Below are 15119 nucleotides of genomic sequence, written 5' to 3'. Positions count from 1 at the left end.
CCCCCGACGTGCGAGGCGTGAAAACCGCACATCGCACGCACCCCGTTGTTTCTACATGCGGACACGACTCTCCCCTGAGATCAATCCGTGCTGGAGGACTAGTGCTGAACTGGACCCTGCCCGAGTCCGTTCTCGGAATCACCCCGTTCGGCGAACCCAACGCGCGGCTGGTCGCGGCCCTGTGCGCCGCGGGCGCCCTCGGGGTGCTGGATCTCGGCGCGGGCGACCGGCGGGCGCGGGAGGAGCTGGAGCGGGCCACCGGGTGGATCTCCGGCGGGTTCGGGGTCCGGTTCGGCGCGGCGTGCGCGATGGACTCGGCCGCGCTTCCGGCCGGGGTGACCACGGCGGTGTACGACGGGCGGCTGGTGGCAACGGGTGAGGTAGCCGTGGCCGCCGCCCGCGGGGGGCTGCGGATCCTGGTCGAGGTCACCGGTCTGGCCGAGGCGGAGGCCGCCGTCGCCGCGGGCGCGGACGGTCTGATCGCGCGGGGGAACGAGGCGGGCGGGCGGGTCGGTGACCTCAGTTCGCTGGTGCTGGTCCAGCAGCTGCTCGCCGAGGTGGACTCGCCCGTCTGGGTCTGCGGCGGCGTCGGCGAGCACACCGCGCCCGCCGCGGCGGTGGCCGGTGCCGCGGGTGTGGTGCTGGACAGCCAGTTGGCGCTGCTCGCCGAGTCCGGCCTGCCGCACGAGGTGGCGGCCGCGATCAGGACCATGGACGGGTCCGAGACCGTCGTCGTGGACGGGTACCGGGTGCTGCGGTCCCGGACGCGGTCCGGCGACGTCGGCGGCGCCGGTGTGGCGGAACGGCTCGGCGCGCGCGATCTGCGCACGCAACTGCTCCCCATCGGCCAGGACGGCTTCCTCGCGGGCGAGTTCGCCCGCCGGTACGGCAACGCGGCGGGCGCGGTGCGGGCCGTTCGCGGGGCGCTGGTCGACCTGGCGCGCGCTGACGTGACCGACGTGCTGGGCCCAGGAGCGCCGCTGGCCCGGCGGCTGGGGATCGGCGTCCCCGTCGTGCAGGGGCCGATGACGAGGGTCAGCGACCGGCCGGAGTTCGCCGCCGCCGTCGCCGACGCGGCCGGGCTGCCGATGATGGCGCTCGCCCTGTCCGACGCGGACACCACCACCGCGCTGCTGGAGTCGACCGCCAAGCGGTTGGCCGGGCGTCCCTGGGGTGTGGGCATCCTGGGCTTCGCGCCGGAGGACATCAGGTCCGCGCAGCTCGCGGCGATCCGGCGGGTCCGGCCCGACGTGGTCGTCATCGCGGGCGGCAGGCCGGGGCAGGCCGCCGAGTTGGAGGAACTGGGCATCGCGGCGTTCGTCCACGTGCCGTCGCCCCGGCTGCTCGGCCAGTTCCTCGACGCGGGCGCGCGCCGGTTCGTGTTCGAGGGCTCCGAGTGCGGCGGGCACATCGGTCCCCGCTCCAGCATGTGCCTGTGGCAGGCGCAGATCAGCGCGCTGGTGGACTTCCTGGACACCACCCCCGGCAGCCAGGTCGACGTGCTCTTCGCGGGCGGCGTCCACGACGCCAGGTCGGCCGCGATGGTCGCCGCCGTGGCGGCGCCGCTGACCGCGCGCGGTGCGGGTGTCGGCCTGCTGATGGGCACGGCCTACCTGTTCACCGAGGAGGCAGTGGCCACCGGGGCCATCGGGCCGGTGTTCCAGCGGCAGGTGCTCGCCGCGCGGGCGACGGCGGTGCTGCAGACCGCGCCCGGACACTCGACCAGGTGCGTGGACAGCCCGTTCGCCGCGGAGTTCGCCGCGGTCCGCCAGGCGCTGGTCGAACAGGGCCTGCCGCAGCAGCAGGTGTGGGAACGGCTGGAACTCCTCAACGTCGGCCGGTCGCGGGTCGCCAGCAAGGGGCTGCGGCGCGACGGGGAACTCCTCGTCGGCGTCGACCCGGAGGGCCAGCTCGCCTCGGGGCTGTTCATGGCGGGCCAGGTCGCGTCCCTGCGCTCGCGCAGGACGACGGTCGCCGAACTGCACGCGGAGGTCACCACCGACGCGTCGCGGCTGCTGGCCGACGCGGTCGGTCGACTGCGCGGACGGCTGCTGCCCACCACGGCTCCGGCCACCGCGCCCCCGCCCCTGGACATCGCGATCATCGGGATGTCCTGCGTGTTCCCCGGAGCCCCGGACATGGCGGCGTTCTGGGCCAACGTCCTCGGTGGCGTGGACTCGGTGACCGAGGTCCCCGCGGACCGCTGGGACCCCGCCGTGCACTACAGCGCCGACGCCGCCGAGGAGCGGGTGATCTCGAAGTGGGGCGGTTTCCTCGACCCGGTCCCGTTCGACGCGCTGCGCTACGGCATCGCGCCCGCTTCCCTGGCGTCCATCGAGCCGGTGCAGCTGCTGGCGCTGGAGGTCGCGCAGCGGGCGCTGGCCGACGCCGGGTTCGCCGAGCACCCCGCGGTGACCGGTCACGCCGTCCGCGACTTCGACCGGAGCAGGACGGCGGTGGTGTTCGGCGCCGAGTCCGGCGGTGAGCTGTCCAACGCGGCGATGCTGCGGGCGATGCTCCCCGGCTACCTGCGGGACGTCCCCGCCGAGCTGACGGCGCAGCTCCCCCGCTTCACCGAGGACACCTTCCCCGGCGTGCTGGCCAACGTCATCTCCGGCCGGATCGCCAACCGGCTCGACCTGGGCGGCGCCAACTTCACCGTGGACGCCGCGTGCGCGTCCTCGCTGGCCGCGCTGGACGTGGCGTGCCGCGAGCTGGTCGGCGGCACGGCCGACCTCGTGCTGTGCGGCGGCGCGGACACCCACAACGGCATCTACGACTACCGGCTGTTCGACTCGGTGGGCGCGCTGTCGCCGACCGGCCGGTCCCGGACCTTCGACCGGTCGGCCGACGGCATCGCCCTGAGCGAGGGTGTCGGCTGCGTCGTGCTCAAGCGCCTCGACGACGCCGTGCGCGACGGCGACCGGGTCTACGCCGTGATCAAGGGCGTCGGCAGTTCCAGCGACGGCCGGTCGCTCGGGCTGACCGCCCCCAGGCCCGCGGGCCAGCGCCAAGCCCTGACCAGGGCGTTCGCCAACGCCGGGGTGAGTCCCGCCGAGGTCGGGCTGGTCGAGGCGCACGGCACCGGCACGGCGGTCGGCGACCGCACCGAACTGGCCTCGCTCGAGGCGGTGTTCACCGAGGCGGGCGCCCGGCCGGGCGGCACCGTGCTGGGTTCGGTCAAGTCCCAGATCGGCCACACCAAGTGCGCAGCGGGCCTGGCGGGGCTGATCAAGACCGCGCTGGCGATCCACACCGGCGTCCGGCCGCCGACCGCGCAGCTGACCTCGCCGATCGGCGAGTGGTCGGCGCGGCGCAGCCCGTTCGCCTTCAACACCGAGGCCCGCCCGTGGGCGGCGCCACCGGCGCGGCGCTTCGCCGGGATCAGCGGCTTCGGCTTCGGCGGCACCAACTTCCACGCCGTGCTCGCCGGGCGGCACTCGCCCGCGCCCCGGCACGGCCACGACCAGTGGCCCGCCGAGCTGTTCCTGCTGCACGGCGACGACGTGCGGTGGTTGCGGGAACTGGTGGCGGACCGGCCGGACGCCCGCCTGCGCGACCTCGCCCTCACCGCCGCGCACCGCTTCGACCGCGTCCGGGGTCAGGCCGCGTTCGCCGTGGTGGCGGCGGACACCGCCGCGCTGACGGCCGCGCTGGACGCGGCGGACGGCGGCGGCGACGCGCCGGGGCTGCGGGTCGGCGGCCCGCCCGGAACGCCGTCGAAGATCGCGGTGCTGTTCCCCGGACAGGGCAGCCAGCGGGTGGGCATGACGGCGGACCTGCTCGTCGCCTTCCCCGAGCTGCGCGAGCAGCTCCTGTCCGGTCACCGGTGGGCGGACGAGGTCTACCCCGGAGCCGCCTTCGACGACGGTCAGGCTGGCTCGCAGCGGGAGGCGTTGCGCGACACCCGCGTCGCGCAGCCCGCGCTCGGCATGGCGGGGCTCGCCGGGTACGGCTTCCTCGAACGGGCCGGGCTGCGGGTGGACATGGTCGCCGGGCACAGCTACGGCGAACTCGTCGCCCTGGCCGCCGCCGGGGCGCTGGCACCGGCGGACCTGTTCGAGGTCAGCGTGGCGAGGGCGGAGTCGATCCTGGCCGCGGCGGGCGACGACCCCGGTGCCATGGCCGCGGTGGCGGCGAGCGCGGACCAGGTCGAACAGGTGCTCGGCGACCAGACCCCGGTGGTGATCGCCAACCACAACTCCCCCTCCCAGGTGGTGCTGTCCGGCCCCACCGCGGCGGTGGCGGACGCGGTCGACCGGCTGCGGGCCGCGGGGCTGTCGGCGTCGCCGCTCCCGGTGGCGTGCGCGTTCCACAGCCCGGTGGTGGCCGGCGCCGCGGAGGAGTTCGCGCTGGTGCTCGGCGAACACCCCTTCCACGCGCCCGAGATCCCCGTCTGGTCGAACCGCACGGCCGCGCGCTACCCCGGCGACCCGGCCGCGATCCGGGCCGAACTCGCCGCCCAGATCGGCGCACCGGTCCGCTTCGCCGAGCAGGTCGAGGCGATGTACGCCGACGGCGCCCGGACCTTCGTCGAGTGCGGACCCGGAACCGTCCTGAGTGGACTCGTCGCCGCGACGCTGCGCGACCGTCCGCACCGGGTGGTCGGGTTCGAGTCGGCGGGTGGCGGCCTGCCCGGCGCGCTCGCCGCGCTCGCGGAACTCGCGGTCGGCGGCGCGGACCTGCGCCTCGCCCGGCTCTTCCACGGCCGTGACGCGCGGGACCTCACCGGCACCACCGCGCCCGCCGCGCCGCGCTGGCTGGTTGACGGGGCTGCCGTGCGGACCGCCGACGGCCGGTTCCTGCCCGGTGCCGCGTCGCCTGCCAGGCGGATCGCACCCGTCGTCGCGGCGACCGACCCGGACCAGGTGATCGGCGACTACCTGCGCGGCACCAGGGAACTCGTGGCGGCGCAGCGCGAGATCATGCTGGCCTACTACCAGGCGGACACCGCGCCACGACAGGTGTTGCCCCCCGCGCCGCCCCTCGAGACCCCGGTGGTCGTCGAGCAGGTCGTCGCGGCAGTGGTCCCGGCGGCGGTCCCGTCGGCCGCGAGCACGCTGGAGGTGGTCACGTCGACCATCAGCGAGCGCACCGGCTACCCGGCGGACATGATCGAACCCGGTCTGGACCTGGAAGCGGACCTGTCGATCGACTCCATCAAGCGCACGGAGATCGTCGGCGAACTGGCCGCCAGGGTTGGGACCGCGGACGACCGGCTCGGCGACACCGAGATCGAGGCGCTCGCCAGGATCCGCACGGCGGGCGGTCTGGCCGAGTGGCTCGACCGGCGCCTCGGCACGGCGCCGCAGGCCGTTCCCGCCGCGAGTCCCCCGGTGGCGGAGATCCCGTCCGGTGCGCCCCCGACCAGGTTCGTGCTGTCACCGGTGCCCGCGCACGCCACTCCCCGGAACCCCGGCCACCTGGCGGGGAGGACCTTCGTGGTCAGCGGCGGTTCGGGCGCGGTCGGGACCGCGCTGCGCGACCTCCTCGCCGCCCACGGCGCGACCGTCGTCGACGACCTCCCCGAGGACGACGCCGCGGCCGGGCTCGTCCACCTCGACGCCCTGTCCCCCGATCCCGGCGACGTGACCGTCCACGTGCCCGCGTTCCGCGCGGTGGCACGGGTGGGCCTGGTGGTCGCCGTCGCGCCGTCCGCAGGCTTCCCCGTGCCGGGGATGCGCGGTTTCCTGCGCTCCCTGGCGAAGGAGTACCCGACCACCGCCGTCCGGCTGGTCGAGGTCGACACGTCCAGGCCCGCCGAGGAGACCGCGGGACTGGTCCTCGGCGAGCTGCTCACGCCGCGGGACCACCCGGTCGTGCGGTCGACCGGCGAGCGGTCCGCGTTCGCCATGACCAGGTCCGACCTCGGTGTGCTGGGCGGCAGGGGAGCCGGTCCCGGCGGGCAGGGCGAGGCGGAGGCCGCGGCGATCGGCCTGGACCGCGACTCGGTGCTGCTGCTGATCGGCGGGGCCCGCGGCATCACCGCCCGGTTCGCGCTCACCGCCGCGGCCGCGTCGGGCTGCCGGATCGTCGTGGCGGGCCGGACTCCCGCGGAGGCGGAGGCCCGACCGCCCGCCGTCGCGGCGGCGACCGACCTGGCCGGGGTGCGCGCCGCGCTGTTCTCCCTGGGCGACCGCGACCACACCGCGGTCGACCTGGCCGCGCGGCGGGTCATGGCGGGCAGGCAGGTCGCGACGACGTTGGCGCGGCTGCGTTCGCTGGGCGGCGAGGTCGAGTACTGCTCCGTCGACGTCACCGACGAGCAGAGCGTGCGCAACCTGCTCAAGCGGGTGCACTCCGACTACGGGCGGCTCGACGGCGTGATCTTCTCGCCGGGGGTGATCGAGGACCGCCTGTTCGCGGACAAGACCGCGGAGTCCTTCCGCCGGGTCTTCGCCACCAAGGTGATGGGCGCCAGGGCCCTGCTGTCCGCCGTGGACGACCTCCCCCAGGCCCCGGGGTTCGTCGTGCTCTTCGGCAGCATCGCCGCGGTGCTGGGCAACCGGGGCCAGACCGACTACGCGGCGGGCAACGACGCCATGGAGGTCATCGCCGAGCAGTGGGCCCGCCGGACCGGCAACCGCGCCCTCACCGTCCACTGGGGACCGTGGGCGCCGGACGCCGAACTCGGCGGCATGGTCACGGCCGAACTCGCGGCCGAGTACGCGCGCCGGGGCATCGGGCTGATAGCCCCGCAGGACGGTGCGATGAGCCTGCTGCGCGAACTCGCCTGGGGAGACCCGACCGCGCGCTCCGTCGTGTACACGGCGTCCGGGTGGTGACCGGGGCGGCACGGGTCCCGGTCGCCGTGGTCGGCATGGGGGCGATGTTCCCCGGAGCGGGCGACCTGGACACCTACTGGCGCAACCTGGTCGCCGGGGTGGACGCCGTCACCGACCTGCCGCCGGACATCGGCCTGTGCGCCGAGGACTTCCCCGGTGGGCGCGGTGGTTTCCTCGGTGAGCTGGCCGCGGTGGACGCGATCGGGCTGGGCGTGATGCCCGCCGCGCTCGCGGGCACCGAGCCCGACCAGCTCCTGGCCCTGCACGTCGCGACCGCCGCGCTGGCGGACGTGCGGGGGCGGCCGTTCGCCGATCCCGAACGGGTGGGCGTGATCCTCGGCCGCGGCGGCTACCTCAACGCCGGGGTGGCCCGGCTCGACCAGCGGGTCCGGCTGAGCCGCCAGCTCGTGGCCTCGCTGCGCGAGCTGATGCCCGACCTCGACGCCGACGCCCTCGGCCGGGTGCGCTCGGCCGTGCTGGACGCGCTCGGCCCGGAGTCCCCCGGCGCGGAGATCGGTCTGGTGCCCAACCTCGTGGCGTCCAGGATCGCGCACCGCCTCGGCTTCGGCGGACCGGCGTACACCCTCGACGCCGCGTGCGCCTCGTCGCTGATCGCGGTCGACCACGCGGTGGCGGAGCTGTCCGGCGGGCGGCTGGACGCCGTGCTGGCGGGCGGCGTGCACCACAGCCACGACGCGACGCTGTGGGGCGTGTTCGCCAGGCTGGGCGCGCTCAGCCCGACCGCGCGGAGCCGTCCGTTCGACCGCGACGCCGACGGCCTGCTCATCGGCGAGGGCACCGGTGTGGTGGTGCTCAAGCGACTCGACGACGCCCACCGCGACGGCGACCGGGTGTACGCGGTGATCCGCGGCACCGGGGTGGCCAGCGACGGCGGCGGGGCCAGCCTGATGCACCCGGCGACCACCGGGCAGGTCCTGGCGCTGCGCCGGGCGTGGCGGGCCGCGGGCCTGGACCCCGCGGCGCCCGCGTCGATCGGCCTGCTCGAAGCGCACGGCACGGCGACGCCCGCCGGGGACGCGGCCGAGCTGGCCACCCTGGACACCGTGTTCGGGCCGGGCGACGACGCCGTCATCGGGTCGGTCAAGTCGATGATCGGGCACGCCATGCCCGCGGCGGGGATCGCCGGGATCATCAAGGCGGCACTGGCCGTGCACCACGGCGTGCAGCCGCCGACCCTGCACTGCGACAACCCCCACCCCTCGCTCAAGACCACCCGGTTCCACCCGCTGGGCACCGCCCGCGAGTGGACGTGCGGCGGTCCTCGGCGCGCGGCGGTCAACGCGTTCGGGTTCGGCGGCATCAGCGCCCACGTGATCCTCGAACAGGACCGCTCCCCCGCGCGCGCCACCGGGCCCGTCGCGGTCCGGGAGCCGACCCGCGTGCTGCGGCTGGCGGGCCGGTCCCCCGCCGAGCTGGCCGAGCTGCTGACGACGCCGTCCGCGCCCGGTGGCGGCGACGTCTGCCGGCTGTCCCTGGTGGACCCCACCGAGAAGAAGCTCGCCGTCGCCCGCCGGGTGCTCGCCGCGGGCGAGGCGTGGCGGGGGCGGCAGGACATCTGGTTCAGCCCCCGGCCGCTGCTGCGCACTTCGGGCCACCAGCTCGCGTTCGTCTACCCCGGTCTGGAGGCGGACTTCACGCCGCGGATCGACGACGTGGCCGCGCACTTCGACCTCGTCGCGCCCGAGATCTCCACCGACACCGTCGGCCGCCACGGCACGTCCGTGGTGGCGGTCAGCCGACTCCTCGACAGCGCGCTGCGCAGGCTCGGCATCCGGCCGGACCTCGTCGCGGGCCACTCGATCGGCGAGTGGACCGCCATGGTCGCCGCGGGCATGTACGACGAACCGCAGTTCGACGCGGTGCTGGCGGGCTTCGACCCCGACGCCTTCCGGGTGCCGGACCTCGTGTTCGCCACCGTCGGCTGCGCCGCCGAGCGGATCGCGCCCCGGCTGGCCAGGAGCGGCATCGCGCTGTCGCACGACAACTCGCCCCACCAGTGCGTCGTGTGCGGACCGGGCAAGGAGGTCGAGCGGCTGCTGGCCGACCTGCTCGAGGAACGGGTGCTCGGCCGCGTCCTGCCGTTCCGCTCCGGGTTCCACACCCCGTTGCTGTCCCCCTACCTCGACCAGATCGAACAGCGCTCGGCGCGCGTCCCATTGCGCTCGCCGACGACGCCGATCTGGTCGGCGACCACGGCGGCGCCCTTCCCGGAGGACCCGGAACAGGTGCGCGCGCTGTTCTACCGCCACCTCGTGGACACCGTGCGGTTCCGGCCGTTGATCCAGCACATGTTCACCGCGGGCGCCAAGGTGTTCGTGCAGGTCGGGCCGGGGCACCTGAGCACGCTCATCAGCGACGTGCTGCACGGGCAGGACCACCTGGCGATCGCCGCGAACTCGGTCGGGCACACCGGTCTCGGCCAACTCACCAGGGTCGCCGCCGCGCTGTGGGCCGAAGGCTCCTCCGCGGGCGACGAACTGCTGGGCCCCGCGCCGAAGAGGTCGGGCGGGGTGGTCCGGCTGCGGCTGGGCGCGCCGGTGCTGTCGTTGGGCCCGGACGCCGCGCGGCTGATCGACCGGCCCGGCCCGGTCGCGGCCGTGGAGTCCGTGCCGACGTCCGCGGCGACCGCCGAGCTGCGCGCGTTGCTGCGGGACACCGAGGACGCCGCGCTCGCCGTCTTCGCCGCCGCGCGGGCCCAGGGGCCGACCGCCGTGAAGGAGCCGACCGCCGAACGGGGCGCGGCCGCCGTGCAGGGCGTGGTCGTCGAGCAGGAGCGCGAGATGTCCTTGCGCGCCATGCCGTACCTGCGGGACCACTCGTTCTTCGAAGTGCCAGCGGGCTGGGCCGACGACCACGACGGGTTCCCGGTCGTGCCCGCCACCGAACTGGTCCGGCAGATGGCGGAAGCCGCCGAGCGGACCGCACCCGGCTCGGTGGCCGTCGCCGTGCACGACGCCCGGTTCCAGCGCTGGCTCGCCGTCGAACCGCCGACCACGGCGACGTTCGAGGTCACCGCCGAAGGCCCAGGACGGTGCCGCGTCGTCGTTCGCGGCTACGCGCGGGCCGTCGTCGAACTGGCCGACCGCTACCCGGACGCGCCCGCCCCGTGGCCGCTCACCGAGCCCGACGAGCGGCGGCCCCTCCTGACCGGCGCGCAGATGTACGGGAACCGCTGGATGTTCCACGGGCCCGCCTACCGGGGGGTCACCGAGATCAGCGCGATCGGCGCGCGCCACGTCCGCGGGGTGATCACCATTCCGGACGCTCCGGGGGCGCTGCTGGACAACGCCGGTCACCTGGTCGGCTACTGGACCCTGGAGACCTTCGACCGCGACAGCCGCACGTTCCCCGCGCGGTTCCGCGAGATCCGGCAGTTCGCCCCCGCTCCACCGCCCGGAGCCGTGCTGACCTGCGTGGCCAGGGTCACCGAGGTCACCGGCACCTCGGTCGTCGCCGACCTCCAGCTCGTCGGGGCGGACGGTCGGGTGTGGGGCCAGGCGGTCGGGTGGGAGCTGCGCAGGTTCGCCAGCGACGACCGGGTCCGCGGCCTGGAACGCGACGGCGGGGTCGCGATGCTGTCCGAGCACCACGACGAGGGCTGGGTGGCCGTGCACGAGACGTGGCCGGACCTGGCCAGTCGCGAGCTGATCGCCCGCCAGTACCTCGCCCGCGCCGAGTGGGAGGCCTACGAGCGGCAGCCGCCGAGGGAGCGGCGGCGGTGGCTGCTGGGCCGGATCGCGGCCAAGGACGCCGTGCGCCACCACCTGATGACCACGGGCGCGCGTCCTCGCGTGTTCGCGGTCGAGCTCACCATCGGCGACGACGGCGCGGGGCGCTCGTGGATCGCGACGGGACCCGGCGCCCGGTCGCCCGCCGTCCCGGTCTCGCTGGCGCACCACGGTGTCGTCGGCGTCGCGCTGGCCCGCCCCGGCTCCGCGGGAGGGATCGGGGTGCGGGAGGTGGCTGCCGCAGACGGGGGCGAGGTCCTCGGACGGCGTGAACGCGATCTGCTCGACGAACTCGGCACCGCGGCGGAGCCAGCGGCGGTGTGGTCGGCCCGGTTCGCCGCCGCGAGGCAGGCCGTCGCCGCCGTGGAGGCCAGCGGAGCCGCCGGGGCGCCGAGGTCCGAGGTGACCAGCGCCTGCTCCGACCACCTGGTCGTGTCGACGGCCTCCGCGCGGTACCTGGTGCGGCTGGCCGCGCTCGACAGCGGCGGCAGGCACCACGTCGTCGCCTGGACCTACCCGGACATCCACCGGACAGACGCGCAGGAGAACTGTTGAACACCGACATCGCCGTGCTCGACGAGATCGCCGACATGATCAGGGAGGTGATCGGCGCCCAGGCCCTCGGCGACACGCCGATCACCATGGAGACGACCTTCCAGGACGACCTCGCGTTCGAGAGCATCGACATCGTCGTGCTCAGCGACCGCGTCGGCTCCCGCTACGGCCAGGCGGTCAACCTGCCGAGGTTCCTCACCGAACTGGAACTCGACGAGATCATCGCGCTGACCGTCGGGCGCCTGGTGGACCACGTCGAGGGCTGCCTGGCCGGACGGGACGCCTGAACCGATGGCATTCGTCAAGTCCAACGGCGTCACGCTCCACGTGCAGCGGCTGGCCGAACCCGGCGCGACGCCGCCGCGGCCCGTCGTGGTGTTCCTGCACGGCCTGGTGGACAGCCTGGCCAGCTACTACTTCACCCTCGCCAGTCCGGTGGCCGACCTCGGCTTCGACGTCATCACCTACGACCTGCGCGGGCACGGCCGCAGCGAGCGCCCCGGCGAGGGCTACCTGATCCGCGACGCGGTGGACGACCTGATGGGGATGCTCGACGGGCTCGGCGTCGACGGGCCGGTGCACCTGGTGGGCTACTCCTTCGGCGGCACCGTCGCCTTCAGCGCCACCCACCGCCACCCGGACCGGGTGCTCAGCCTCTCCGTCATCGAGTCCGAGCCGCCCACCGCGGCGTGGGCGCGGCGCACCGCGGACGGGGTGGCCGAGGTCAGGGCGTCCATCGCCGACCAGGAGTACGTGGACGCGCAGGACGACCTGGTCAGGAAGATGGCCGCGGCGGCGTTCCGGCTCGACGACACCACCACCGCGTACCGGGACCTGCTCTCCCCGGACGGCCTGCTGGACCACGAGGACGTCGGGTCGGTCCGGGTCCCCCTGCTGCTGATCATCGGCGGCGAGTCCGCGCTGAACTCCCACGCCGAGGAGTTCCTCCCGGCGCTGCCGCACTGCCGGGTGCGGGTGATCCCCGGCCGCGACCACATGCTGCTCGCCCGCGCGCCCGACGAGGTGGGCCGGATCCTGCTGCCGTGGCTCGCCGAGCAGCGGGACCGCCGGTGAGCCGGTTCCTTCTGGTGGTGCTCCCGCTGCGCGGGCACGTCACCCCCATGGTCGGGATCGCCGACGAGCTCGTCGCGCGGGGGCACCGGGTCGTGTGGGCGGGCAGCGGGTGGATGCGCCCGTACATCGGGGCGGGCCAGCCGATCGTCGACTGCGCCGCGGACCGGTACGCGTCCGATTCGCTGCGGCCGCCCGGCCTGCGCGGCGCGGCGGCGCTGAAGTTCCTGGTGGAGGACTACCTCGTTCCCCTCGCCGAGGCCATGCTGCCGGGCACCCTGGAGGCGATCGACCGGTTCCGGCCCGACGTGGTCGTCGCGGACCAGCACACGTTCGCCGGGGCGATGGCGGCGCAGCGGCGGGCGGTCCCGTGGGCCACCTCGGCCTCCACGTCGGCGGAGTTCACCGCCTCCACGCCGCCGAAGGTGGAGGCGTGGACGCGCGGGCGGCTCGACGACCTCTGGCGGCGCCACGGCCTGCCCGCGCGGTCGGACCCGCGGTTCTCCGACGACCTGGTGCTCGCCTTCACCACCGAGGCGGCCGTCGGTCCCCTGACCAAGCCCCATCCCGCGATCCGCTTCGTCGGCCCCGTCGTCGCCGGACGCGAGGGCGGAGGTTGGCGGCCGCCGTGGCCCGGCTCGGAGGTGCCCACCGTCCTGGTCACCCTGGGCACGGCCAACACCGGTGCGGGGGAACGGTTCCTGCGCGAGTGCGCCACCGCCGCCGCGGCACGGGGCGGCGACCTCCGCGCCGTCATCGTCGATCCGGCCGGACACCTGGGTCCGCAGCCGGACTGGATCACCACACCGCGCCACGTGCCGCAGGTCGCGGTGATGGCGACGGTGGACGCCGTGGTGTGCCACGCCGGGCACAACACGGTCTGCGAGGCGCTGTGGCACGGCCTGCCGCTCGTGGTCGCCCCCATCCGCGACGACCAGCCTGCCGTGGCCGACCAGGTGGTCCGAACCGGCACCGGGACACGACTGCGGTTCTCCAGGGCGACCGCGCCCGAGATCTCCGACGCGCTGGACGCCGTCCTGACCGACCGGGCCTTCGCCCGCGCCGCACGCCGTGTCCAGCGGTCCTTCCACGCCGCCGGCGGTGCTCGCGCCGCGGCGGACCACCTGGAGCGGCTCGCGTCCTGATCGGGGGCGACGGCGCTCACGTGCCGCCGTCCTGCGGAACCCGGCCTGGTGGGACAGGCTGGTGGCGTGCGCGTACTTGTGACCGGAGCGTCGGGATTCATCGGCGGCAGGCTCTGCCCCGTCCTCGAGGAGGAGGGGCACGACGTGCGCGCCATGACGCGCCACCCGGAGGACTACGAGGGCGCGGGGGCGCCGGTCAAGGGCGACGTGCACGACCCGGAGTCCCTGGCCGACGCGCTGGAGGGCTGCGAGGTCGCCTACTACCTGGTCCACTCGCTGGACGACCCGCGCTTCGCCGACCGCGACGCCGAGGCCGCGCGGACCTTCGCGAAGGCCGCGGCGGACGCCGGGACCCGGCGCATCGTCTACCTCGGCGGGCTGGGCAACGACTCCGACGACCTGTCCGAGCACCTGCGCAGCCGCCGGGAGGTGGAGTCGCTGCTCGGCGGGTCCGGTGTGCCGGTCACGACGCTGCGCGCGGGGATCGTCATCGGGCACGGCGGGATCTCCTGGGAGATGACCCGCCAGCTCGTGGAGCACCTGCCCGCGATGATCGCGCCGCGCTGGGTGCGCACCCGCTGCCAGCCGATCGCCGTCGCCGACGTCGTGCGCTACCTCGTGGGTGTGCTGGACGTGCCGGAGACCGAGGGGCGGCCGTTCGACATCGGCGGGTCGGAGGTCCTGGAGTACGTCCAGATGATGCGCCGGGTCGCCGCGATCGAAGGCAGGCGCGTGCCGGTACTGCCCGTGCCGCTGCTCACCCCCGGCCTGTCCTCCCGGTGGCTGGCGCTGGTCACCGACGTGGACGTGCAGACGGGGCGGTCGCTGATCGACTCGATGGCCAACGAGGTCGTGGTGCGCGACGACTCGATCCGCTCGCTGGTCCCGTTCACCCCGGCGGACTTCGACACCGCGGTGCTCACCGCCCTGGGCGAGCGGGCCAAGGCCGGGCGCGGAGGTGACCGCGGATGAGGCGGACGCTGCGCGACCGGCTGGTGGCGAGGGTGCCCGCCTGGCTCGTCGAGAAGGTGCCGCGCGAGCACACCGAGTCCGACGAGGCGTTCCACCGGCGCCGCCGGGTGGTCGCCGTGACGTCGCTGGCGGGTGCCGGACTGCTCGGCGCGTCCCTGTCGTCCACTCCGGACTCCCCCCGGTTCTACGGTCTGACCGCGGCGACCGCGGCGACGTGGGTGGTCGGCGGTCTGGCGTCCGGGCCGCTGCACCTGGGCCGGGTGCGCTACCGCGACGCGCTGCGCCGACCGGTCGTGACACCGGTGCTGGTGGGCGTGGCCGCGTTCGGCGTGTTCTACGGGTGCGCCCTGGTGTGCAAGCGCGTGCCGTTCCTGTACCGGGCCATCTCGCAGGTCCTGCGCTACGCCGACCGCGGCTCGACGGCCCCGGTGCTCGCCACGACGCTGCTCAACGGCGCAGCCGAGGAGGTCTTCTTCCGCGGGGCGCTGTACGCGGCGGCGGGCAGGGAACACCCCGTCGTGGCCTCCACGGCGGTGTACGTGCTGGCCACCACCGCGACCCGCAACCCGTCGCTGGTGCTGGCGTCCGGGGTGATGGGAGCGCTGTTCGGCCTGCAACGCCGCGCCACCGGCGGCATCCAGGCCCCGCTCCTCACCCACCTGACCTGGTCGGCCCTCATGCTGCGCTTCCTACCGCCCCTGTTCCGCCACCACGGCCTCCCGGTCGACCCGAACCTGCCCGCCGACACCACCTGACCGACCCCGCACGGCCGCGCCCGTACCCACTGGTCCGAAACAGGGGTTCCCGTCCTCGCGGCCGGTGTAGGAGTGGGGAGATTTCCG

The 15119-nt window shown here is 75.1% G+C and carries 7 protein-coding genes; all 7 read left to right on the top strand.

Features of this window, described 5'->3' with window-relative positions; genetic code table 11:
* Positions 1-101: 101 nt before the first annotated feature.
* The 7 genes from RM788_RS50380 to RM788_RS50350 all read left to right on the top strand — a co-directional run bounded on the left by RM788_RS50380 (position 102) and on the right by RM788_RS50350 (position 15032).
* Complete coding sequence (locus tag RM788_RS50380; protein WP_315928802.1) at positions 102-6785, top strand: SDR family NAD(P)-dependent oxidoreductase; 6684 nt, start codon at positions 102-104, stop codon at positions 6783-6785.
* Entirely contained in the window at positions 6782-11089 is a 4308-nt protein-coding gene (locus tag RM788_RS50375; protein ID WP_315928800.1) for a beta-ketoacyl synthase N-terminal-like domain-containing protein, read from the top strand. The genes RM788_RS50380 and RM788_RS50375 overlap by 4 nt, the downstream gene beginning before the upstream one ends.
* Positions 11086-11376 (top strand): acyl carrier protein, encoded by a 291-nt coding sequence (locus tag RM788_RS50370; protein WP_315928798.1) that lies wholly within the window; start codon positions 11086-11088, stop codon positions 11374-11376. The genes RM788_RS50375 and RM788_RS50370 overlap by 4 nt, the downstream gene beginning before the upstream one ends.
* 4 nt (positions 11377-11380) lie before the next feature.
* Complete coding sequence (locus RM788_RS50365; RefSeq protein ID WP_315928796.1) at positions 11381-12163, top strand: alpha/beta fold hydrolase; 783 nt, start codon at positions 11381-11383, stop codon at positions 12161-12163.
* Positions 12160-13305 (top strand): glycosyltransferase, encoded by a 1146-nt coding sequence (locus tag RM788_RS50360; protein ID WP_315928795.1) that lies wholly within the window; start codon positions 12160-12162, stop codon positions 13303-13305. Before RM788_RS50365 ends, RM788_RS50360 begins: the two co-directional genes overlap by 4 nt.
* A 66-nt stretch (positions 13306-13371) precedes the next feature.
* Positions 13372-14277: an NAD(P)H-binding protein gene (locus RM788_RS50355; protein ID WP_315928793.1), complete on the top strand. Its 906-nt coding sequence runs from the start codon at positions 13372-13374 to the stop codon at positions 14275-14277.
* The gene (locus tag RM788_RS50350; protein ID WP_315928791.1) at positions 14274-15032 is read left to right on the top strand and encodes a CPBP family intramembrane glutamic endopeptidase; all 759 of its coding nucleotides are present in this window, start codon (positions 14274-14276) and stop codon (positions 15030-15032) included. Before RM788_RS50355 ends, RM788_RS50350 begins: the two co-directional genes overlap by 4 nt.
* Positions 15033-15119: the final 87 nt, after the last annotated feature.

Source organism: Umezawaea sp. Da 62-37 (assembly GCF_032460545.1).
GTDB lineage: Bacteria > Actinomycetota > Actinomycetes > Mycobacteriales > Pseudonocardiaceae > Umezawaea.
Note: the sequence above shows the minus strand (reverse complement) of the source record. Positions and strands in the feature narration are given on the sequence as shown.